Source organism: Hydrogenothermus marinus, assembly GCF_003688665.1.
GTDB lineage: Bacteria > Aquificota > Aquificia > Aquificales > Hydrogenothermaceae > Hydrogenothermus > Hydrogenothermus marinus.
Window position 1 is genome coordinate 1 of the sequence record NZ_REFO01000014.1, and the last position, 23,294, is coordinate 23,294.

General features: G+C 27.5%; 25 protein-coding genes, 1 rRNA gene and 1 pseudogene. 18 read left to right on the forward strand and 9 right to left on the reverse strand.

What is annotated here, in order from left to right:
* Nucleotides 1-89, forward strand: a 5S ribosomal RNA gene (rrf, locus tag CLV39_RS06970); the annotation flags it as partial.
* 30 nt (nucleotides 90-119) lie between these two features.
* Here the strand turns inward: rrf and CLV39_RS06975 are convergent.
* The 6 genes and pseudogenes from CLV39_RS06975 to CLV39_RS07000 all read right to left on the reverse strand — a co-directional run bounded on the left by CLV39_RS06975 (nucleotide 120) and on the right by CLV39_RS07000 (nucleotide 4,488).
* On the reverse strand, nucleotides 120-1,346 hold the full coding sequence (locus CLV39_RS06975) for an NAD(P)/FAD-dependent oxidoreductase (protein ID WP_121923525.1): 1,227 nt from the start codon (nucleotides 1,344-1,346) through the stop codon (nucleotides 120-122).
* Nucleotides 1,347-1,393: 47 nt separating this feature from the next.
* Nucleotides 1,394-1,816, reverse strand: coding sequence for an arsenate reductase ArsC (locus tag CLV39_RS06980; protein ID WP_121923526.1), 423 nt, complete (start codon nucleotides 1,814-1,816; stop codon nucleotides 1,394-1,396).
* A gap of 1 nt (nucleotide 1,817) precedes the next feature.
* Nucleotides 1,818-3,126 (reverse strand): annotated as a pseudogene (locus CLV39_RS06985) (arsenic transporter).
* 3 nt (nucleotides 3,127-3,129) lie between these two features.
* Nucleotides 3,130-3,408 carry a hypothetical protein gene (locus CLV39_RS06990; protein ID WP_121923527.1) on the reverse strand — a complete coding sequence of 93 codons (279 nt, stop codon included), beginning with the start codon at nucleotides 3,406-3,408 and terminating at the stop codon, nucleotides 3,130-3,132.
* A 96-nt stretch (nucleotides 3,409-3,504) separates the two neighbouring features.
* Nucleotides 3,505-3,813, reverse strand: a complete 309-nt coding sequence (locus tag CLV39_RS06995; RefSeq protein WP_121923528.1) for an ArsR/SmtB family transcription factor — start codon at nucleotides 3,811-3,813, stop codon at nucleotides 3,505-3,507.
* Nucleotides 3,814-3,834: 21 nt separating this feature from the next.
* Complete coding sequence (locus CLV39_RS07000; RefSeq protein WP_121923529.1) at nucleotides 3,835-4,488, reverse strand: type II secretion system F family protein; 654 nt, start codon at nucleotides 4,486-4,488, stop codon at nucleotides 3,835-3,837.
* Between the two features lie 252 nt (nucleotides 4,489-4,740).
* On the opposite strand from CLV39_RS07000, the gene CLV39_RS07005 reads away from it, so the two are divergent.
* The 12 genes from CLV39_RS07005 (at nucleotide 4,741) to CLV39_RS07060 (ending at nucleotide 17,861) form a co-directional block, all read left to right on the forward strand.
* Complete coding sequence (locus CLV39_RS07005; protein WP_121923530.1) at nucleotides 4,741-6,984, forward strand: NADP-dependent isocitrate dehydrogenase; 2,244 nt, start codon at nucleotides 4,741-4,743, stop codon at nucleotides 6,982-6,984.
* A 136-nt stretch (nucleotides 6,985-7,120) separates the two neighbouring features.
* Nucleotides 7,121-8,449, forward strand: a complete 1,329-nt coding sequence (ffh, locus tag CLV39_RS07010) for a signal recognition particle protein (protein ID WP_121923531.1) — start codon at nucleotides 7,121-7,123, stop codon at nucleotides 8,447-8,449.
* Nucleotides 8,450-8,470: 21 nt separating this feature from the next.
* A complete protein-coding gene (gene rpsP / locus CLV39_RS07015) occupies nucleotides 8,471-8,728 on the forward strand; it encodes a 30S ribosomal protein S16 (RefSeq protein ID WP_121923532.1) in 258 nt (85 codons plus the stop codon).
* 12 nt (nucleotides 8,729-8,740) lie between these two features.
* Nucleotides 8,741-8,980, forward strand: a complete 240-nt coding sequence (locus CLV39_RS07020) for a KH domain-containing protein (RefSeq protein ID WP_121923533.1) — start codon at nucleotides 8,741-8,743, stop codon at nucleotides 8,978-8,980.
* Nucleotides 8,981-9,172: 192 nt separating this feature from the next.
* The gene (gene murC, locus CLV39_RS07025) at nucleotides 9,173-10,546 is read left to right on the forward strand and encodes a UDP-N-acetylmuramate--L-alanine ligase (protein ID WP_121923534.1); all 1,374 of its coding nucleotides are present in this window, start codon (nucleotides 9,173-9,175) and stop codon (nucleotides 10,544-10,546) included.
* Nucleotides 10,543-11,883, forward strand: a complete 1,341-nt coding sequence (locus CLV39_RS07030) for a nicotinate phosphoribosyltransferase (protein WP_121923535.1) — start codon at nucleotides 10,543-10,545, stop codon at nucleotides 11,881-11,883. The genes murC and CLV39_RS07030 overlap by 4 nt, the downstream gene beginning before the upstream one ends.
* Nucleotides 11,880-12,743, forward strand: a complete 864-nt coding sequence (locus CLV39_RS07035; protein ID WP_121923536.1) for a metal ABC transporter substrate-binding protein — start codon at nucleotides 11,880-11,882, stop codon at nucleotides 12,741-12,743. The genes CLV39_RS07030 and CLV39_RS07035 overlap by 4 nt, the downstream gene beginning before the upstream one ends.
* Nucleotide 12,744: 1 nt before the next feature.
* The gene (locus CLV39_RS07040; RefSeq protein ID WP_121923537.1) at nucleotides 12,745-13,479 is read left to right on the forward strand and encodes a metallophosphoesterase; all 735 of its coding nucleotides are present in this window, start codon (nucleotides 12,745-12,747) and stop codon (nucleotides 13,477-13,479) included.
* Nucleotides 13,480-13,488: 9 nt separating this feature from the next.
* Entirely contained in the window at nucleotides 13,489-14,508 is a 1,020-nt protein-coding gene (locus tag CLV39_RS07045; RefSeq protein ID WP_121923538.1) for an agmatine deiminase family protein, read from the forward strand.
* Entirely contained in the window at nucleotides 14,478-16,283 is a 1,806-nt protein-coding gene (locus tag CLV39_RS07050) for a S8 family serine peptidase (protein ID WP_121923539.1), read from the forward strand. The genes CLV39_RS07045 and CLV39_RS07050 overlap by 31 nt, the downstream gene beginning before the upstream one ends.
* Nucleotides 16,265-16,729, forward strand: coding sequence for a CopD family protein (locus CLV39_RS07055; protein WP_121923540.1), 465 nt, complete (start codon nucleotides 16,265-16,267; stop codon nucleotides 16,727-16,729). The genes CLV39_RS07050 and CLV39_RS07055 overlap by 19 nt, the downstream gene beginning before the upstream one ends.
* A gap of 1 nt (nucleotide 16,730) precedes the next feature.
* Nucleotides 16,731-17,861, forward strand: a complete 1,131-nt coding sequence (locus CLV39_RS07060; protein WP_121923541.1) for a hypothetical protein — start codon at nucleotides 16,731-16,733, stop codon at nucleotides 17,859-17,861.
* Here the strand turns inward: CLV39_RS07060 and xth are convergent.
* Nucleotides 17,858-18,640: an exodeoxyribonuclease III gene (gene xth, locus CLV39_RS07065; protein ID WP_121923542.1), complete on the reverse strand. Its 783-nt coding sequence runs from the start codon at nucleotides 18,638-18,640 to the stop codon at nucleotides 17,858-17,860. The two genes, CLV39_RS07060 and xth, sit on opposite strands and share 4 nt — an antisense overlap.
* A gap of 113 nt (nucleotides 18,641-18,753) precedes the next feature.
* Between xth and CLV39_RS07070 the strand changes: the two genes are divergently transcribed.
* Genes CLV39_RS07070 through rnhA form a run of 5 tightly spaced genes read left to right on the forward strand, consistent with a single transcriptional unit; the run spans nucleotide 18,754 to nucleotide 21,748 of the window.
* Complete coding sequence (locus CLV39_RS07070; protein WP_121923543.1) at nucleotides 18,754-19,353, forward strand: SCO family protein; 600 nt, start codon at nucleotides 18,754-18,756, stop codon at nucleotides 19,351-19,353.
* Between the two features lie 2 nt (nucleotides 19,354-19,355).
* Nucleotides 19,356-19,820, forward strand: a complete 465-nt coding sequence (locus CLV39_RS07075) for a MotA/TolQ/ExbB proton channel family protein (RefSeq protein ID WP_121923544.1) — start codon at nucleotides 19,356-19,358, stop codon at nucleotides 19,818-19,820.
* A 1-nt stretch (nucleotide 19,821) separates the two neighbouring features.
* Nucleotides 19,822-20,220, forward strand: coding sequence for an ExbD/TolR family protein (locus tag CLV39_RS07080; RefSeq protein ID WP_121923545.1), 399 nt, complete (start codon nucleotides 19,822-19,824; stop codon nucleotides 20,218-20,220).
* Nucleotides 20,217-21,317, forward strand: a complete 1,101-nt coding sequence (locus CLV39_RS07085) for an energy transducer TonB (RefSeq protein ID WP_121923546.1) — start codon at nucleotides 20,217-20,219, stop codon at nucleotides 21,315-21,317. Before CLV39_RS07080 ends, CLV39_RS07085 begins: the two co-directional genes overlap by 4 nt.
* Nucleotides 21,314-21,748: a ribonuclease HI gene (gene rnhA, locus CLV39_RS07090; protein WP_121923547.1), complete on the forward strand. Its 435-nt coding sequence runs from the start codon at nucleotides 21,314-21,316 to the stop codon at nucleotides 21,746-21,748. Before CLV39_RS07085 ends, rnhA begins: the two co-directional genes overlap by 4 nt.
* A 14-nt stretch (nucleotides 21,749-21,762) precedes the next feature.
* On the opposite strand, the gene CLV39_RS07095 is transcribed toward rnhA, so the two are convergent.
* The gene (locus tag CLV39_RS07095) at nucleotides 21,763-22,650 is read right to left on the reverse strand and encodes a DnaJ domain-containing protein (protein ID WP_121923548.1); all 888 of its coding nucleotides are present in this window, start codon (nucleotides 22,648-22,650) and stop codon (nucleotides 21,763-21,765) included.
* Nucleotides 22,650-23,282 carry a nucleotide exchange factor GrpE gene (locus CLV39_RS07100; protein WP_121923549.1) on the reverse strand — a complete coding sequence of 211 codons (633 nt, stop codon included), beginning with the start codon at nucleotides 23,280-23,282 and terminating at the stop codon, nucleotides 22,650-22,652. Before CLV39_RS07100 ends, CLV39_RS07095 begins: the two co-directional genes overlap by 1 nt.
* Between the last annotated feature and the right edge of the window lie 12 nt (nucleotides 23,283-23,294).

A 23,294-nucleotide genomic window follows, 5' to 3' on the forward strand; every position in this document is an offset into this window, starting at 1 on the left:
CCGGTCCCATTCCGAACCCGGCAGTTAAGCTCCCCTGCGCCTATGATACTGGCCGCGAGAGCGGTCGGGAAAGTTGGTCGCTGCCAGGGTTATTTTCTTAACCTTCCACCTTTTTATTGTTAAGCCAAATTTTCTATTATTTTTTCTAAAGCTTTTAATGCAAATTCTGGTGGTATATTTCCTCTTGAAAAATAAAGATATGAATCAAAACCCCATTTCATAAGTCTTGCTAATGGTGAATGGAAAGCTATATCAATATTTCCCCCATATAATACATTAGAGAAAATTAAAGTTGCTTCATGCCCTCCCATGTTCATAATACAAAATACTTCTAAATTATGAGGAGGAATTTCTACATTTTCTCCCATTTCTTCTTTTAAGAAAGTAGCTGCAGCTATACTTGCTTCAATTATTGCTATATGTCCTAGTTTTGGTTGTGCTAATGCTGCAATATCACCTGCTGCAAATATATTTGGAAAGTCTAAATGTCTCATTTTAGTATCTGTAGGTATAAATCCTTTTTCATCTCCTATTCCAGAATCTTTTAATGCTTTAGGTGCAGTATAAGGAGGAATTATAATAGCTAAATCACAAGGTAATTGGGTTTCATCTTCAAAAATTATATAATCTTTTCCTATTTCTTTTAGAACTTTATTGACATGTAAATCTATATTTCTTTCTTGCATAAATTTTCCGATTGTATTTCTAGGATTATCTCCAACGTCTTCAAAAAATACTTTTCCAGGAGTAAATACATCTATTTTGAAATCATCTGGAGATTTCATACTTTTTTCATGTTTTAAATAATAATCAGACATAAACATTATTTCTCCGATGGGTCCTTCACAAGGAGCAGCAAGATTTGGTGCTTTAACCCTTGTTCCCCACGTACTTTTAGCAGCACCGGTTACAATATGGCCTCCTTTAAATGTTTGAATTCTTTTCCAGAGTCTTTGAGCTTGGTAATCATCACAAACTGAATAACCATATTCTCTAAATCCTTTAACACTATCATAATCTTTGACTGCACCTAATGTAATAAAAAGATAATCATATTCTATATTTCCATTTTCTTTTAAAGTTAAAGTATTAGCTTTAGCATTTATATTTATGACTTCATCTTGTATAAAATTTCCATCTTTTGATTCTATTGTAGGTTTCAGTTCCACTAAAGTATGAGAAACAGGTTCACCATTAAAAGCTACTTCAGGAAGAGCTGGTTTTAAAAGGGCGTGACTTCTTGAATCTATAACTGTTAAATCTATTTTATCTCCTATCAAATGACGAATTTTGTAAAATATATGAAGACCTGCAAAACCTGCACCTATAATTACTACTTTTTTCATATTATCTCTCCTTATTCAAATAAAATTTCCTGACAAAAAAGATAAATTTATAGATTTTTTAGTAGATTAGCTACTTTCTCTTCTATCTGATCTCTTATTTTTCTAAATGTTTCTAATTTTTCTTCTTCTGTGCCTTCTGCTCTTGCAGGGTCTGGTAATCCCCAATGCTGAGTATTTACACCAGGTACAACAGGACATGTTTCTGCTGCATCACCGCATAAAGTAATTACATAATCAAGTTCATTTAAAGGAATATCGTTTAATGATTTTGATTTATTTTGAGAAATATCTATTCCTTTTTCTGCCATTACTTTTATAGCTAAAGGATGAACATATCCAGAAGGATTAGAACCTGCAGAATAAACTTCTACATTTTTATCAAGTTTTTCAGCATAATACTTACCAAAACCTTCTGCCATCTGGCTTCTTGCAGAATTTCCTGTACATATAAATCCAATTTTTACTCCCATTTTACCCTCCTATTATTAAATTCCATAAATATAAACCAAATAAAGTAAATAATAAAACTGGTGGCGTTAATATAATTCCAACTTTAAAATAATATCCCCAGCTTATCTTAATTCCTTTTTGTTCAAGAACATGTAACCAAAGTAATGTAGCAAGAGAACCTATAGGTGTAATTTTAGGTCCTAAATCACATCCAATAACATTAGCATAAGCAAGAAGATGTTGGACACTTTCTTTAAATCCTGTATCTGATATAGAAAGATCAACAATCATTACAGAAGGCATATTATTCATTATTGCAGATAAAACTGCTGCAATAATTCCTGTACCAATTATTCCTGCTAAATCTCCGTATGATTGAGATTCAGTAATTAGTTTTGATAATTGAGAAGTTAATCCTACATTTTTTAATCCATAAACAACTACATACATACCGATTGAAAACACGACTATCTTCCAAGGAGTTTCCTCAAATACAAGAGTTTTCATATTTACTATTTTTTCTCTATAAGTTGCTAAACCTAAAATAATAGCTCCAATTATTATTATTATAGAAACTGGAATATGGTATATTTCAGAAATAATAAATCCAGCTAGTAAAAATCCTCCAAGCCACCAAGCAATTTTAAAAATAAACCAGTCTTTTATAACTTCATCAGGATTTTTAAGTAAAGAAGGATCATACTTTTTAACAATATCTTTTCTAAAAAATAGATATAAAACAATAATAGTTGCTACTAATGAGAAAAAGTTTGGAACAATCATTTTAAAGGCATATTCTAAAAATCCTATATTAAAAAAATCTGCAGTAACTATATTTACAAGATTAGATATTACAAGTGGAAGACTTGTTGTATCTGCAACAAAACCACTTGCCATAATAAATGGAAGTATAAATCTATCTTTTAATCCAAGATGTTTAATTTTTGCATAAACAATAGGGGTTAACATTAAAGCGGCACCATCATTTGCAAAAAAATGCTGATATTAAAGCTCCAAGAAGTGTTATATAAATAAATAATTTATTTCCATTTCCACCTGCTTTTTTCATAATATGGAGAGCAGACCATTCAAAAAATCCGATTTTATCCAGAATCAAAGATATGAATATAATACCTACAAAAGCAAGAGTAGCATCCCAGACAATCTTTACAACAATCCAGACATCATTAAGAGAAACAACACCAAATAAAAGGGCTACAACAGCTCCTATTGTAGCCGTCCAACCTATGCTAAGTCCCTTTGGTTGCCAGATAACAAAGATTAAAGTAATTAAGAATATTAAAACTGCAATTACAGTTTGAAAATCCAGTGTTTATAACTCTTTTTTACTTCTGGCCATAGCCTCTTTTATCTCTTCTTCTTTAAGATCACCTTTTATCTCAATAGCTATTTTCCCTTTATCTGCTTTAAAATCCATAAATTGAACTTTTTGCTTTACTTCTTCACTCATACAATCACATTTTCCTGTTTGGCAGTTTTCAACAATCTCTTTTACCTTATCTGCTTCAACAGTGTCATCTTTTATTTCTATAACAACACCATCTTCTGTTTTTTTTATTTTTCCTACATCTTTAATAGTTCTTTTTGTCATTTTAGTACCTCACATAAAAATTTATTTATATGATTATATCATACAAATATAAAAAATTTTTTATATGATGAAAGTCAGGTGTGAAGTTTTAGAAAATTAGATTTGGCATTGGAAATTTATATTTTTGTCTATTTCTATCTGTTTTATAAACTTTAGATTTGCTTTTAATATAGGATTATCAAGATTTAAAAAATAAAAAACCCATTTGCTTTTTCTTTTTGTTTTTACAAAATCTGCATCTCTTAAAATTCTTAAATGAAAAGATAAATTTGGTTGTGATATGTCAAAGATTTCTTGTAATTGGCATACACAAAGCTCTTCAAATTCTATTAAAAATCTAAGAATTTTTAATCTTATATCATCTGATAAAGCATAATAACATTTTTTTAATTCTTGAGTTTCCATATGTATATTTTAATACAATTTTTATAGCTTAATAGATAGATTAAATATAGGAAATAATGTTGCAAATATGAAAAATCCAATCATCACTGATAATATTATTAAGGTTATAGGTTCAAGAAGGGTTATAAATCTTGTAATTAATTTTTCTGTTTGTTTTTTGTAAATATCTGCTATCATCTGAAACATATCTTCAAGTTGTCCTGTTTCTTCTCCAACTGCAAGGATTTGGATACTACTTTCTGGTAAAATCTGTTTTTCTTTTAAGCTATCTGCTAATTTTTTTCCTTTTTCTATTTGTGGTATAACTTCTTGAAGTTTTTCTTTTAATACTTGAAAAGATTTTGCTTTTAATAGTTTTTCTTTCAATAATGAGTTTTCTTGTTGATTTGCTACTATCTCTATTGCAGATGTTATATGTATATTTTTTCCAATTAAAATACCAAGTTCATAAAGGATAAATACTATCTCATCTGTAAAAAACTGCTTTTTAAAAAAAGTGATATTTAAATCTTTTAAGGATTTTATTTTTTTTGATTTTCCAAGTTCTTCTACTTCTAATAATATTAGATTTTTTTTAGACAGTACATTTTTTAGATGGGATACGGAGTTTGCTTCTATTGTTCCTTTTTCTTCTTTCCCTGTTTTTGATAAAGCTTTATATTTATAAACTGGCATTTTAAGATTTAGCCACCTGAAGTACTTCTTCTACTGTTGTAATTCCATTTATCGCTTTTCTAAGTCCATCTTGAAGAAGGGTTCTCATTCCATTTTTTAAAGCTTTAAATTTGCTTTAACTAAAATTAGAGATTAAAAAAAGGTTAATAAACTTTAAAACTGAATACAAAATATAACGCTGTTTGATTTTTTTTAGAAAATAATGATATAATTTATTTTCAACATAAATAAAAATCTGGAGGTAAATTTTTAATGGCAAAAGCAACTATTGTATGGACAAAGATTGATGAAGCACCAGCTCTGGCAACGTATTCTTTATTACCAATTATGAGAGCTTTTACTAAAGATGCTGATGTAGATATTGAATTAAGAGATATTTCTCTTGCAGGAAGAATTCTTGCCCAATTTCCTGATATATTACCAGAAGATAAAAGAGTTCCTGATGAACTTGCATATCTTGGAGAACTTGTATGGAAACCAGAAGCAAATATTATGAAACTTCCTAATATATCAGCATCTTTACCACAATTAAAAGAAGCTATAAAAGAACTTCAAGAACAAGGATATCCTTTACCTGACTATCCAGAGGATCCAAAAACAGAAGAGGAGAAAAAGATAAAAGAAAGATATGATAGATGTGTAGGTTCTGTTGTTAACCCTGTTTTAAGACAAGGAAACTCAGATAGAAGACTTGCTCAATCTGTTAAAGAATATGCAAAAAAACATCCCCATAAATTAAGAGATGTCGCTCCAAACTCAAAATCACATGTTGCATATATGAAAGAAGGAGATTTTTATCAAAATGAAAAATCTGTAATTATCAAAAAAGACACAAAAATAAAATATGTATTTGAAGATAAAAATGGAAATCAGCAAGTATTAAAAGAAGTTGAAGTTGGACAAGGTGATGTAGTAGACGGAACTTTTATGGATAGAAAGGCTTTAAGAGAGTATTTTAAAGAAGTAATTGATGTTGCTAAAAGAGAGGATATTCTTTTCTCTGTCCATGTGAAAGCTACAATGATGAAAGTTTCTGATCCTGTAATTTTTGGAGATGCTATCAAAGTTTATTACAATGATTTATTTGAAAAACATGGAGAAACATTAGAAAAACTTGGTTGGGAACCAAGATTTGGAATGCAAGATCTTGAAAATAGAATAGAATCTTTACCAGAAGAAGAAAAAGAAGCTATTAAAAAAACAATCCAAGAAATTTATAAAAAACAACCAAGACTATACATGGTTGATTCAGATAATGGAATTACAAACCTTCATATGCCTAATGATGTAATTATTGATGCATCTGTTCCTGCAGTAATTAAAAATGGATTAAAAGGTTGGGGTCCTTCCGGTGAAGTTGATGATGTTGTTTTATCTATACCAGATAGATCTTATGCAACAATGTATAAAGAAATAGTAGAAGATATTAAAACAAATGGTCAGTTTGATCCAACAAAAATAGGAACAGTTCAAAATGTTGGATTAATGGCAATGAAAGCTGAAGAGTATGGTTCTCACGATAAAACATTTTTCCCACCAGCAGATGGAAAAATGAAAGTTATTGATGAAGAAGGAAATGTATTAATAGAACACTGTGTAAATGAAGGGGATATTTGGAGAAGCTGTATTACTAAGGATATAGCTATTAGAGATTGGATTAAGCTTGCTATAAATAGAGCTAAAGAAACAGGTTATCCAATAGTTTTCTGGCTTGATGAGTATAGAGCTCATGATAGAAACCTTATAGAGATTGTTAAAGAAGAGCTTCCAAAATATGATCTTTCTGATGTTGAATGGTATATAAAAGCCCCTGAAGATGCTATGAAATATACATTAGCAAGATTCAGAAAAGGAGAAAATACAATATCTGTAACAGGAAATGTTTTAAGAGATTACTTAACAGATTTATTCCCTATTATTGAGGTAGGTACATCTGCAAGATCTTTATCTATAGTGCCACTCATCGCAGGTGGAGGACTTTTTGAAACAGGAGCAGGTGGTTCAGCTCCAAAACATGTAGAACAGTTCTTAAAAGAAGGCCATTTAAGATGGGATTCCCTTGGAGAGTTTTTAGCATTTGTTGAGTCTTTAAAACATGCTTATAAACAACTTAAAACTTTACATAACAAAGATGACAAAAGAATTCTTATACTTGCAGAAACATTAGATAAAGCTGTTGGTAAATATCTTGATAATGATAAAACACCAAAAAGAAAAGTTGGTGAACTTGATACAAGAGGTTCTCATTTCTACTTAGCTTTATACTGGGCAGAAGAACTTGCAAATCAAACAGAAGATAAAGAATTAGCTGAAAAATTTGCTAAAGTTTATGCAGACTTAAAAGAAAATGAACAAAAAATACTTGATGAGATTAAAGCAGTAGAAGGTAAGCCTGCAGAAACTGGTGGATGGTATCACCCAGATGATGAAAAAACTGAAAAATTAATGAGACCTTCCCAAACTTTCAATCAGATTATAGACTCACTTTTAAAATAACCTTTCTAAAAGCCCTCGTATAGAGGGCTTTTTTCTTGAAATTTTCTTGCTTTTTTCTATATTTCTCTAACTAAAAAGTTAGAAACTTTACCTTATGTTAAAATAAAACATAAAAATATTCTAAAGAGGTGTAAAGTTGTTTGAGCTTCTAACTGAAAAATTTTCAAATGTTGTTGAAAAATTAAAAAGAGCTAAAAAATTAGATGAAAAAACAGTAGATGAAGCACTTAAAGATATTAGAAGAGCCTTAATAGAAGCTGATGTAAATATAGAAGTAGTTCAAAAATTTTTAAATGATATAAAACAAAAATTAGTTGGCCAAGAAGTTATAAAAGGTTTAAATGCAGGTGAAACTGTAATAAAACTTATATATGATGAACTTTTAAATATTCTTGGCAAAGAAGAACCTTTAAAAAAAGCAGAAAAAACTCCTACTATTATAATGCTTGTTGGTCTTCAAGGTACCGGTAAAACAACTACCGCTGGTAAGCTTGCCAATTATTTAAAATCAAAAGGTTTTGCAGTTGGAGTTGCTTCTACTGATGTAAGAAGACCTGCAGCAGCAAAACAACTTTGCACCTTAGCAGAAAGTATAAATCTTCCATGTTTTGTAGATGAAGAAGAAAAAGATGCTATAAAACTTACAGAAAAAGTAATAGAAAAAGCCAAAAATGCAGGGCTTTCATATCTAATTCTTGATACTGCAGGAAGACTTCATATAGATCAAGAGTTAATGGATGAACTTGTAGAAATAAAAAATAAGGTTCATCCAACAGAGATTCTTTATGTTGCAGATGCAATGCAAGGTCAAGATGCAATAAATACTGCAAAAGAGTATCACGAAAAAGTTGGACTTACAGGGGTTATTTTAACAAAAGTTGATGGAGATGCAAAAGGTGGAATAGCTTTATCTGTAAGACAAGTTTTAGGGGTACCAATTAAATTTGTTGGAGTTGGAGAAAAAATAAATGATTTTGAACCTTTCCATCCAGATAGAATTGCACAAAGAATTCTTGGACTTGGTGATATTCAAAGTTTAATAGAAAAAATGCAAGCAGCTATAGATGAAGATAAAGCCGAGAAAATGGCTAAAAGAATGATGAATGCTGAATTTACTCTTGAAGATTTAAAAGAGCAACTTCAGATGATAAAAAATCTTGGACCTCTTGAAAATATACTAAAAATGATACCTGGAATAGGAAGCAAAATAAAAGATTTAAAAGTTGACAACAAACAGTTTGTAAAGATAGAAGCAATTATAAACTCAATGACTCCAGAAGAAAGACAAAATCCACATATCATAAATGGAAGTAGAAAAAAAAGAATAGCAAGAGGAAGTGGAACAACAATAATGGATGTAAATAAAGTTTTAAAGCAATATAAAGAGATGAAAAAATTGATGAAAAAAATGAAAAAATCTGGTAAAATGAAACTTCCGTTTAATATGCCAAATTTACCATTTTAAAATTTAAGGAGGTATTAGTAGTTGGTTAAGATTAGACTTGCAAGATATGGAAGAAAGAAGCATCCAGTGTACAAGATGGTGGTAGTTGATAATAAAAAGCCAAGAGAGTCAGATTATATTGAGTATATTGGTACTTATGATCCAATATTAAAAACTGGAAATATAAATATTGAAAAAGCAAAAGTTTGGCTTGAAAAAGGAGCACAACCTACAGAAAGAGCTGCTAAAATCTTAAAAGCATTTGGATTAGAAGAAATTGAAATCCCAAAAGGAAAATAGGAGGTAGAAGAGATGAGCAAACTTCAAGAATTAGTTGAATTCACAGCTAAAGCACTTGTAGATCACCCAGATAGAGTAGAAGTTAAAGAAATAGAGGGTGAAAAAACTACTGTTATAGAATTAAAAGTTGCTCCAGAAGACCTTGGAAAAGTAATTGGAAGACAAGGTAGAACTGCAAGAGCTATCAGAACATTACTTGCGGCAGTTGCAAGAAAGCAAAACAAAAGAGCAGTTCTTGAAATATTAGAATAAAAATAGGGGCTTTTAGCCCCTTTAAATAAAAATATTAAATCTATCATTCTCAATCATTTAAATTAAACAAAATTATTTTTCTATTCAAAATTTAATCAAAAATTATCCAAATAAAAAAATATCTCAATTATGCTAAAATCCTTTAAAATAAACAGTAAAATTTTTCTATAAAAATCAAAAAAGGTGCTTTGTATGTTTAGAGGAAGAGTAAAAAATATTCATTTTGTTGGTATTGGTGGTTCTGGTATGAATGGAATTGCCCATGTCCTTTTAAATCTTGGATTTAATGTCTCAGGTTCTGATTTGAAAGAAAGTAGTACTGTTTTAAATCTAAAAAATATGGGAGCAAAAGTATTTATTGGACATAATCCTAAAAATGTAATAGGTGCAGATGTTGTTGTTTATTCCTCAGCAGTAAAAGAAGATAATCCTGAGATAGTGGAAGCTAAAAAGCTTGGGATTCCTGTAATACCAAGAGGAGAAATGCTTGCAGAACTTATGAGATTTAAATATGGTATAGCAATTGCAGGAAGTCATGGAAAAACAACAACAACTTCAATGGTAGGAACAATACTTGCCAAAACAGGATATGACCCAACTATTGTAATTGGTGGAAAATTAGAGACATTTGGAAGTAATGCAAAACTTGGAAGAGGTGATTTTTTAGTAGCAGAATCAGATGAAAGTGATGGTTCTTTTTTAAGACTTTCACCAACTATTATTTCTATTAATAATATAGATTTAGAGCATGTTGGATATTACAAAGATTTAGATGATATAAAAAAGGCATTTATAGATTTTGCAAATAAAATTCCATTTTATGGAGCAGTAGCATTAAATATAGATGATAAAAATATAAAAGATATTTTGCCTTCAATAGAAAAAAGAGTTATTAAGTTTGCAATTGAAGATAAAAATGCAGATATAGTAGCTTATGATTTAAATCTAGAAAATGGAAGATATAGATTTAAAGTTAATGATTTTGGAGAGATACATCTTTCTATTCCAGGAAAACATAATATTTATAATGCTCTTGCATCAATATCTATAGCTACAGAGCTTAATATACCTTTTTGTGTAATTAAAGAAACCTTAGAAAACTTTAAAAATGCAAATAGAAGATTTGATATAAAATTTGATGGAAAGATTAAAGTCATTGATGATTATGCCCATCATCCATCTGAGATTAAAGCTACTATTTCAGCTGCAAATGATATGTATCAAAATAAAAACAGATTAATAACTATTTTCCAACCTCATAGATATACAAGACTTGCCTCTTTATTTGATGAATTTGTAGATAGCTTTAAAGATAGTGATATTATAATTATTACAGATATATATTCAGCAGGAGAAAAGCAGATAGAAGTAGTTTCAGGAGAGAAATTAGCAGAAACTATAAAAGAAAAGCTAAATAAGCAGGTTTATTTTGCAAAATATCTTTCTGATGTTGAAAATATAACAAAAGATATAATAAAAGAAAATGATGTAATTTTAGTGCTTGGAGCAGGAAATATTACACAAGTTGCAGAAAGCTTGGCTAAATATTTTAGGGGAGAAAAATGAGATTTGGATTTGTAAATGAAAAAAATATGGCTTTATTAACAGACCTTTATGAGCTTACAATGGCTCAAGTTTATCTAAAAGAAAATAGAACAAAAACAGCTATATTTGATTTTTATATAAGACCTACCAAAAAAAGAACCTTTTTCTTAAATGCAGGACTTGAACAGCTTTTATACTATCTTGAGAATATAAAATTTACAGATGAAGATATTCAGTATTTAAAAGAAAAAGGATTTGAAGATTTCTTCTTAGATTATCTTAAGAACTTTAAATTTACAGGAAATATTTATGCAGTAGAAGAAGGAGAGATTGTATTTCCAAATGAGCCTATTGTTCAGGTAGAGGCACCTTTACCTGAAGCACAAATAATAGAAACATTTTTAATAAATACTCTTCAACATCCAATACTTGTTGCAACAAAAGCTATAAGATGTAATATAGCAGGAGATTTTAAAAAGATTTTAGTTGATTTTGGTTTAAGAAGAGCCCATGGAACAGATGCAGGAATGAAAGCAGCAAGAGCCTCATATATTGGAGGATTTGCAGGAACTTCAAATGTTCTTGCAGGTAAAGAGTATAATATCCCAATAGTTGGTACAATGGCACACTCATTTATACTTTCTTATTTTGATGAAGAAAAGGCTTTTGAAGCATTTGCAAAACAATATCCAGAAAATACCATTTTTTTAATAGATACTTTTGATACTATAAAAGGTTTAAAAAACGCATTAAAAGCAGTAAAAAAACTAAATATGAAAAGCTTTAAAGGAGTTAGATTAGATAGTGGAGATTTAGTAAAACTTTCAAAAGAAGTTAGAAAAATACTTGATGAAGAAGGATATAAAGATGCAAAAATAATAGCAAGTGGTTCCATAGATGAGTATAAAATAAAAGAACATATTGAAAAAAATGCACCTATTGATGGGTATGGAGTAGGAACAAAATTAGTAGTTTCTTCTGATCTTCCTTATCTTGATTGTGCTTATAAACTTGTTGAGTATGATGGAAGACCTGTCATGAAATTTAGCCCACATAAGATAACTTTACCATCTAAAAAACAAGTATTTAGACAGTTTGAAAATGGCAAATTTAAAGAAGATACCGTAGGTTTATATGATGAAAATTTAGAGGGAAAACCATTACTAAAAAAAGTGATGGAAAATGGAAAAGTATGTATAAATCTACCGACCTTAGAAAAAATAAAAGAAAAAGCAATTAATAATGTAAAAAAACTACCAAAACAGTTTTTAAATATTGGAAATGAGATAGAATATATTCCTTCAATTTCAGAAAATTTAAAAAAGGTAGTTGAAAAACTAAAAGAAGAGATAAAATGAGAAAAATATTAATATTATTATTACTTTCAATTTATACATCTTTTGCTATAACAATTACAACGACAGTTAAATCAGTTGCAGATATTGTAAAAGAGATTACAAAAGAAAAAGCTAAAGTTTATTATATTATTCCACCAAATGCATCTATTCATACTTATGAGTATAAAGCATCTGATTTAAAAAAGGTTTATCAATCAGATATATTTTTATACATTGGCTCAGGAGAACCTAATATTAATAATATAATTAAATTATTACCAAAAGGTAAACAGATAAAGGTTTCAGATATTAAAGGAATAAAACTTATTAAAGAGTTTGAATTTAAAGAACATACTGAAGAACAGAAACACCACCATGAAACATTTCACCCTGCATTATGGCTTGACCCTGAAAACGCAAAAATAATAGCAAAAGCAGTTTATAAAAGATTAATAAAAATAGACCCAAGGAATAAGAGAATTTATGAAAAAAATCTAAAATCTTTTGAGAAAAAAGTAGATGAAATAATAAAATATGGAAAAGATAAAATAAATAAACTAAAAAATAAAAATTTTATCTCTTACCATTATGCTTGGCCATACTTTACAAAAAGATTTGGACTTAAATATTTAGCAGTTATTGAACTTGGACATGGTAGAGAGCCAACACCAAAACATATTATAAAATTAATTAATTTAATAAAAACAAATCATATAAAATCAATTTTTGCGGCAAAACAGTTTTATAATCCTAAATATGCAGATCTTGTAAAAAATGCTACAAAGGTAAATATTATATTTTTAGACCCTTTTGGAATAAATAAAAATTATATCCAGATGATTAAATTTAATATTGATAAAGTTTATGAAGGTTTAAAATAAGATGGAAAGTTTTTTAAAGATAAATTTAAAAAAATATGCAGTAATTGGTGATGCACATGGTTGTTATTATGAATTAAAAGAACTTATAGAAAAAATATGGTCTAAATATGGAGAAGATACATTTATAATCAGTGTTGGAGATAATATAGATAGAGGAGATTATAATCTAAAAACTCTTGAATTTTGTATGGATTTGCACAAAAAAGGAAAATTTTTAGAAGTTCAAAGTAATCATATGGATAAATTTATTAGATGGTTAAAAGGAAATGATGTAAAAATAAGTTATGGTATGCAAAAAACAGTAGAAGAGTTTAACTCTTTACCAGAAAAAGCTAAAGAAAATTTAAAAAACAAAATCTTAGAATATTACGAAAAAATACCTTTATATCTTATTGTAAATAACAATGAATCTGTAATAGCCCATGCAGGAATAAAAGATGAGATGATAGGGAAAGTTTCAAAAAAGATAAAAAGTTTTGTTTTATATGGAGAAACAACAGGAAGATTTTTAGAAAATGGTTTTCCTGAAAGATTAGATTGGACTATAAATAGAAAAGTAAAACCAGATAGTCCTAAAATTATTTATGGCCATACTGTTTATGAAGAACCTTATATAAATAATAAATGTTATGGTATAGATACAGGTTGTGTTTTAGGAAATAAATTAACAGCATATCTTCCAAGAGAAGATAAATTTGAGTTTGTAAAAGCAAAAAAACAGTATTACAGCTTTTAAGGAGAGTATATGTATTTACCACCAGAATGGTATAAACATTATGGAACTTGGACTACCTACCCTCAAAATCCAGAAACCTTTTTTGATAATTTAGAAAAAGCTCAAAATGAGTTTGCTTTAATGGTTAAATATATCTCTGAAAGTGAAAAAGTTCATATTAATGTTGATAATGAGGAAAATAAAAGAGATTTAGAAAAAAAATTAAAAAAAGTAGATGCACTGCAAAAAAATATAAATATACATATTATCCCTACAAATGATTGTTGGAACAGAGATTTTGGAGCTATCTTTGTAAAAGATAATAAAGACTGGATAGGCCTTGATTTTGAATTTAACTCTTGGGGTGGGAAATATCCTTATGATTTAGACAATCAAGTAGCATCAAAAATGTGCCAGATTTTAAATAAAAAATGTCAAAAAATAGATATGGTTTTAGAAGGTGGTTCAATAGATGTAAATGGAGCAGGTAGTTTACTAACAACAGAAAGCTGTCTTTTAAATAAAAATAGAAATCCTCAATTAACAAAAGAAGATATAGAAAATAATCTAAAAAAATATTTTGGAGTAAAACAAGTTTTATGGCTTAAAGAAGGTATTGTTGGAGATGATACTGATGGCCATATAGATGATATTACAAGATTTGTAAATGAAAATACTATAATTACTGTTATTGAAGAAGATAAAGAAGATGAAAATTATCTACCATTAAAAGAAAATTTAGAGCTTTTAAAAAGCTTTAAAGATACTAATGGAAATAATTTCAATATAATCACGATACCTATGCCAGAGCCTCAATATTTTGATTTTCCAGAAGAAAAAAATTATAGACTTCCTGCAAGTTATGCAAACTTTTATATTACTAATAAATATGTTCTTGTACCAACTTTTAATTGTAAACAAGATAAAATAGCTATTGAAATACTTCAAAAAATATTTAATGATAAAAAAGTAATAGGAATATATGCTTATGATATTTTAATAGGCCTTGGAGGCTTCCATTGCTTAACTATGCAAATACCTCAACTTTAATTTTACTTGCTTTTTTTATATTTTCTTTTGGAAAACCTTATAAAAATGAAGTTATTGTTTATTTAAAAAGTAATATTTCTACTCAAAGTATAAAAGGATTATCTATAGTTAGCAAAAAAGGAAAAAAAGTAGTAATAAAACTTCCAAAAAATGAAACAATGGAAAGTTTTATCCAGAAACTAAAAAAAGATGAAAATGTTTTACTTGCTATTCCAAACTATATAATAAAAAAACAGCTTATTCCAAATGATCCTTTCTATCCTTATCAATGGTATTTAAAAAAAATAGGAATGGAAGATGCTTGGAATATTTCAATAGGATCAAATACTGTCTATGTTGCAGTACTTGATACAGGTGTAGATTATAATCATCCTGATTTGAAAGAACATATCTGGCTAAATACAGGAGAAACCCTTGGACAAGATTTAAACAACAATGGTATAGATGATGGATGTGAAGATAATATAGATAATGATAATAATGGATATATAGATGATTGTTATGGATATGATGCTTTACAAGGAAAAGGAAGTGCTTTAGATAATGATGGACATGGAACCCATGTTTCAGGAATTATAGGGGCAGTAAGTGATAATTTAGAGGGAATAGCAGGAATAAACTGGAATATAAAAATAATTCCTTGTAAATTTTTAAATAAAAACGGAGAAGGAGACCTTAATCATTTAATTGAATGTTTAAAATATGTAAAAAAATTAAAAGATAGTGGTTTAAATATAGTTGCAGTAAATGCCAGTTATGGTTATGATGCTATTCCTGAAATTTTAAATATAGATTGTAATAATCCAGATTACTCAGAAACAGAAAAATGTTTAATGAAATCAATAAATGCAGTTTTTACCGTAGCCGCAGGTAATAGTAGTAATAATAATGATATTTCCACTTTTTTACCTTGTAATTATTCTACAGTTTTAGATAATGTAATATGTGTTGGAGCAACTAATAGACAGGATAAAAGAGCATATTTTTCAAATTATGGAGTAAAAACAGTTGATATTTTTGCACCAGGAGGAGAGTTTGTAAGTTCAGAAAACTGTAGTGAAGGTATTTTAAGTACATATCTTCCATTTAACAATAGTTATGAAGAGGCTTATGCATGTGCAGTAGGAACTTCCCAAGCATCACCAGTTGTAGCAGGAGCAGTAGCTCTTTTATATTCTATAAATCCTAATTTAACACCGAAACAGGTAAAAGATAAAGTTTTAACAACTGGAGATAATATTATTTCTTTATCCGGATATTCTTTAAGTTGTAATAGAGTAAATGTATATAATCTTTTAAAAGATGAAATAAATCCTAAAATATGTATTGATAAACCTATTAATGAAGAAGATGGTAATTATTCCTACTATTTTGGTAATTTTAATATAGGGAAAATAAAAGATATTACATTTAATATAAAAAATTCAGGAAATGATATTTTAAGTATTGGAAATATTACTCTTAAAAATAATCCTTATTTTCAGATTATTTTTGATAACTGTTCTAATAGAAATCTAAATACATTTGAAAGTTGTAGTTTAACCCTAAGGTTTTCTGCAAGCTCTACAGGAATTAAAGTATCAATTTTAAACATACCTAATAATACATATTATCAAAATTTAGAAATTAATCTACGAGCAGATGTATATGATAATAGAGGTGGTGGAGGTGGTGGTTGCTCATTTTCTAAAAATAATTTTAATATTGCTTGGTTTTTATTTATATTACTGATAATATTAAAAAGAAAGGTTATTAAATGGAAGAACTTATACTAGTAATTCATATTTTAGTGGCTTCTTTTTGGATAGGTGGAATGCTTTTTATGGCAATAGTTTTATCGCCTTATGTTAGAAAATTACCTCTTGATTTTAAAAATAAAGCAGAAGTTTATCAAGAAGTTGGAAAAAGATATAGTTTTTGGGGTACAGTAATTGGACTTCCTGTCTTATTTATTACTGGTGTTTTTAATGCTTATTTTATTGGAGGAATAAAATCTTTTAATCTTTTTTTACAAGATTTACCTTATACAAATACTTTAAAATTAAAAATTTTTCTATTTATAATTACTACAATTATTGCAGTTATTCATGATTTTTATTTTGGTCCAAAAGCTCATTTAACAGAAAAATATAAAAAGATAACAAGGATATTTGGTATAACTAACCTTATTATTGGTATTTTGATAATATATTTTGCAGTAAAACTAAGATTAGGCGGTTAAAATGTTTTATATATCAAAAATTACACCACTATTTTTTATTCTTGCATTTATTAATCTGTTTTTATCTTTGTATCTAAAGGCTAAAACAGGAAATTTTATCTATTATGGCCAAATAGCAGTATTTGGATTTATTCTAAACACTATAATTGGAGCATTTTATCAAGTAATTCCAAACTCTCAACAACAAAGATTATCATTAGAATGGATAGAAAAGATTGTATTTATAATTGGAGTTCTTTATTCAGTTTATATTGCTCTTGGAAATTTTAATATTGCTTATTTCTTTATAGCTTCTCAGGTTTTAATATTTTCTTTTCATATATTATCAGTAGTAAAAAATCTAAAGCCTTTAACTGTTAAATATTTAACTGCTTCTATAGTTTTTATGATTTTGTCTTCTATATTCTTATTTTTATCTTTAAAAACAGACAACCTTTCAATTCAGGTAGCTTTGCATACTTTTACTGTTGGAGCAATGATTAATGCAATACTTGGTGTTCAAACTGCTTGGATACCTATGATTTATATGCAAACCTTAGGGAAGACAAAAACAGGACAGATTGTAATAAATTCTCTTTTTTATATTCATCAGATTGTAGTAGTTGGAATAATTTTAAGCTTTTTTATTAGAGATTATAAATTTATTGCAAGTTTTGCTTTATTTGAGTTAATAGTTATACTGCTATTTTTAAAATTTGTATTTTATGACAGCATAAAACCTCAGATTAAACTTCATGGAATACCTTATGTTATTAAATTCTTTATTACAGGGCATATATTTTTAGTTATAGGTCTTATTTTAGCTCATATAGTTGGAGTTTCTGGAAGATTTATACTTATTCCATACCATATATATTTTATGGTTTATGGATTTGGATTGTTTACAATTATAGGAGGAATGCTTCATTTAACACCAAGAATCATTTTTAGTATGAAACAGAATAAAAAAGGTATTCCTCTTTCAAGGAAAAAGTTTGAAAATTTATACAAAATTATATTAATTTCATATGTAGCTTTTATAATACTTGATATTGCAGGATATTTAGTTTTTGGTGTTATAGTATTTAGTTTAGTTTTATTATTTGCATTTTTAAGTTCTTTAATTGATTTTCTAAAACTTTATAAAACCTAAATGTCAAATTCAGCAATTATAGGAGCATGATCTGAAGGAGTTGGTTTTCTTCTTCTTCTTGGCCATAAATCAACTTCAACATCCTTTAATTTTTCTATTAAAGGCTTAGTGCAAAATATATAATCAATTCTCATTCCTTCATTTTTCCATATGGCACCACCTATATAGTCCCACCACGTAAACTGTTGTTTTTCTGGATATAAATATCTAAAAGTATCAATAAATCCCCAGTTTATTAGTTTTTTTAAAGCCTCTCTTTCTTCAGGCATAGTTCCTATACTATCTTTTAATAATTCTGGATCATAAACATCTATATCTTCTAAAGCCACATTAAAGTCTCCAACCATTATAATTGGTAAATCTGGAGAAAAATTTTCCTTTAGCCAATTTAAAAATTTTTCATACCATTCAAGCTTATAATAATATTTCTCTCCACCCCTTAAATCTCCATGAGGAGCATAAACATTTATTATATAAATACCTTTTATTTTTGAGATTAATAATCTTTTTTGATTATCAAAAAAACTGCCAAAATCTTTTATTGTTTCCTCAATAGGCAGTTTAGAACAGATAGAAACACCATTATATCTTTTTTGAGCATTCGCTACACATTCATAGCCTTTTTCTTTAAAATCATTGAAAGGAAATATATCTTCTTCAACTTTTAACTCTTGAAGACATAAAATATCTATATCATATTTTCTTTTTTCTTCAAGCCATTTAAATAAAAGTTCTTTTCTTGCTCTGATTGAGTTTACATTCCAGCTACAGATTTTCATAACTTTTTCCTTTCTTAGTTTTTAAAATTATTATATATTAGGTTGTATGTTTTAATTTTTTGTTAGTTTAACAATAATTTTTATGTATAATTGATTCAAAAAGGAGGATAGATATGAAAAAAGCTATTTTATTTTTAACTATTTTCATTTTTTCATTTTCTTTTGCACTTGAAGGCTCTGTAAAAGGATTTCCTAAAAAAGCACCTGAAATTAAAAATCTTATTACAGATGAAGGAAAACCATTTAGTTTGAAAAATTACAAAGGAAAAGTTTTAATACTGACTTATGGTTATACCCATTGTCCTCATGTTTGCCCTACTATTCTTGCTTATTTAAAGCAAGTAGAAACAGAGCTTAACAAAAAGGGCTTAAAAGGAAAATACAAAATAATATTTATATCGGTTGATCCAAAAGGAGATACCTTAGAAAGGGTTAGAAAATATAAAAAAGAACATGGTTTTGATGATTTTGTTTTTGTAATAGGAAAAAAAGAGGATTTAGAGAAAGTTTGGAAAGATTATAAAATATATGTAAAAGATAAAGGAATAATGACTATGAAACATGGAAATATGATAATGAAACATAGAATGATAGATCATACTGCAAAAGTTACAATAATTGATAAAGATGGAAATATTGTTGAAGAGTTTCTTGGAATGTATCTACCTGTAGATAGTATTGTTAAAGATGTAGAAAAACTTATTAAGGAGTAATAATGGATATTACCCAGCTACTTTTAAATCTTGCCTTAGTTGGTGAAAAACCTGTTTTATATCTACTTATTTTAATGAGTATACTCTCAGTAGCAGTAATAATAGAAAGATTTATATCTATTAAAAAAATAGAAAAAAATTTATTATCTTATGAGCCTTTAAAACTGAAGCTATCATTAGAAAAAAGACTTGGAATTTTAGCAACTTTTGGGAATAATGCACCATTTATAGGATTATTTGGAACAGTACTTGGTATAATGCAAGCATTCCACGACTTAGGACAATCATCAGAATTTGGTGTAAAAGTAGTGATGGAGGGAATTTCTGAAGCTCTTGTAGCTACAGCTATGGGACTTTTTGTTGCTATTCCTTCTGTTATTGCATATAACTATTTTGTTAGGAAAATAAAAACTTTACTTTTAATATATGAAGAAAAGAAAAAACTTCCTTTACAATTAGAGGATTAAAATGAAACTTATAGATAATGATGATAAAGAAATATCAGAAATAAATATGACCCCTTTTGTTGATATTATACTTGTTGTATTAATTATATTTATGGCTACAGCCACTTTTATGGTAGAAGGTAAAATACCTTTAAACCTTCCAAACTCAAAAACTGCACAAAAAAAAGAGATAAAAGAGAAAAAAATCCAGATAACAATAAAAAAAGATGGCTCTTTATTTTTAAATGGAAAACCTATAACAAAAGCACAGCTTAAAGAAGAATTAAAAAATAAAGATAAAGATATTACAGTTGTTTTAAGATCAGATAAAGATACCAAGTTTCAAAATGTTGTTTCAGTTATAGATATTTGTAAACAATCCGGACTTGAAAAGTATATGATAGAAACCAAAAAAGAATGAAAATAAATAAAATATTTTTATTAGCCTTAATTATATCTTTGCTTATACATATATCTATATTTTATTCATTACATTTTTTTAAACAAAAAAAGGAAAAGCAAGAAGAAAAACCAATATTTATTACTTTAAATTATGAAAAACAAAAAGAAAAATCAAAAAAAGGTATTCCAAAAAGAAAAATTCCTAAGAAAACAAAACTAAAAACTGCAAAAAAAAGTAGTATTCCAAAGCATAGCTTTAATAAAAACAGCAATAAAAAAAATATATCTAAAAAGAAGATAAAAAAACATAAAAAGACAAAAAAAATTGTAAAGAAAAAAACTATTTTACAGAATAAAAAAATAAAAAAACAGAAAACTAAGACTAAAAATAAAGAAAAAAGCAAAATCAATAAAAAAATAGAGAAAACAAAACCTAAAAAAATAAAAACTCAAGAAAAAGCAACAAAAAAAGTAGCTATAAGCAAAGAGAAGCCAAAAGAAGAAAAAAAAGTTGAAAATAAAAAGCCAAAGCAAAAGGATGAGGAAAAATTAGTTAATAAAGAGAAAAATCAAGTAAAACAGCCAAACTTACCTTTTCCAAAAACAGAAAATAAAAATTTAAAAATAGCAGAAAAACAAAAAACAAAAAAAGAAGAAAAAAAACTACCAAAGGTACCTATACCACCTGCAGAAAATAATAAAGCGAAAGAAGAAAAACCACCAAAGCAGTTAAATATTTCCCATTTAAAAGGAAAAAATCAGATATTTCAGATAGGAGAAGAAAAACCTAAAAAAGAAGGTACAACAAAGAAAGATGAAGATATTATGAAGTACCTATACTATGTAAGAGATAGACTTCAAGAAAATCTTGCATATCCTTTAACAGCTAAAAGATTAGAAATAGAAGGAACAGTAATAGTTAGATTTATAATAAAAAAAGATGGAACAGTTGATACAAAAGAAATTAAGATTGTAAAAAGTAGTGGTTCTAATGTTTTGGATAAACAGGCTATAATAACTGTAGAAAACTCAATACCTTTTAAACCACCACCAAATAACAAAAGTATTGTTGTGGAGATACCAGTAATATTTGAGATTATAAGGAGTGAGTTTTGAAAAAAGTAGAAATATTTACAGATGGTTCTTCTCTTGGAAATCCAGGACCCGGTGGATGGTGTGCTATTTTAAGATATAACAAACATCAAAAAATAATAAAAGGTGGTAAGAAAAAAACTACAAATAATGAAATGGAACTTTTAGCAGTTGTTAAAGCATTAAAACAGCTAAAAAAGCCTTGTGAAGTAGATCTATACACAGATTCAAAGTATGTAGTAAAGGCGATAAAAGAATGGATACATAATTGGGCAAAAAATAACTGGAAAAACTCAGCTAAAAAAGAGGTATCCCATAAAAAATTGTGGCAAGAAATTTATAACTTAATGAAAATTCATAAAATAAATCCTATATGGGTAAAAGGGCATAGTGGCCATAAAGAAAATGAACTTTGTGATAAAATAGCAAAACAAGAAGCCTCAAAATATATCTAAATCTTAAATAGAAATTAGATGTATTTTAAAGTTAAATATATATTACCTTTATTCTCAAAACCTTCATTCTTTATTTTTAAAATATCACCTGAATTAAGTCCTGGAGGGATTTTTACCTTTAATATCTCTCCTTTTAAATTTTTTATTTTTACAAAATTTTCTTTAAATCTTTTTTCCTTTGGCAAAAATATATCTGCATATAAATCAAGTCCTTTTTTCTTGAAAAATGGATGTTTTTTTAATTTTATATTTAAAACTAAATTTCCATTTTTACCACCATTTATACCTTCATCTCCTAAATCTTCAACAATAATAGATAATCTATCTGATGAAAATGGTTTTATATGGAACTTTTTTTCTTTTATTTCTTTTTTTATACCACTACCACCGCAAGAAATACAGGGATTTAAAATAATAAATTTTCTTCCTTTACATTTAGGACATATAATATTAAGTAGTGGTGTTTTTAATTTTCCTTTTCCTTTACATAAAGAGCATTCTTTTAATATGGAATTTTCAGTAATACCTTTTCCTTCACATTCTTTGCATATTTCCTTTCTTTCATAGGTTATAAGTTTTGTAGTTCCGTTAAATGCTTCTTCATATGTAAGCTCAATGTCTACGTAAATATTTCTGCCATTTACTTTCCTATCAAAAGAAAATATATTTTCTATCGTTTGTTCAATTTTATCTTTAATAGTTTTATTTTTTAAAGTTAAATCATACTGTTTTCTTTTTTCATCATTTATTAAAGTTTCATAAGCTTTTGTGATTAATTTAAATTTTTCAGAGCCTTCAGGGTTTATATCTGGATGATATTTTTTTGCTTTTTCCCTGAAGGCTTTTTTTATTTGATCTTTTGTAGCATTTTTAGGAATCCCAAGAATTTTATAAAAATCCATTATTTATTTTTTTCTTGTTCCTCTTTTTCCTCTGGTGGTATTGCTACAACTACTTTTGCAGGTCTAATTACTTTTTCTTTATATTTATATCCTTTTTGTAATACTTTTACAATCTCATTTGGTTTGTGCTCTGTAGATATATATGTATCAATAGCTTCATGATGTGAAGGATTAAATTCTCCTTCTGCAATTACTTCATTTATCCCAATATTTTCTAAAAATTTAACAAGTTGATAATGAATCATTTGAACGCCTTTAGCTAAAGAAGAAATATCATCAGATAGTTTTGCACTTTCAATTGCTTTCTCAAAATTATCTACTATGTTTAAAAGTTCTTTTGCCAGTTTTTCTATTGTTTCCTCTTTGATTTGTTCTTTTTCTTTTAAAGTTCTTAATTTATAGCTTTCAAAGTCTTGAGATAAAGTTTGATATAAAATACTTAGTTTTTTTGCTTGTTCTTCAGTTTTTTGTAATTTTTCTTTTAGTTGATTTATTTCCTGTTTTAACTGCTCTATATTTTCTTCTGTTTCCATTTTTTCTTCTTTATTTTCCTCTTGTTTTAACTCTTCTTGCTCTTTATTTACTTCTTTTTCTTCAATAGAAATTTCTATATCTTGATTTTTATCTGCCATTTATCTCCTCCT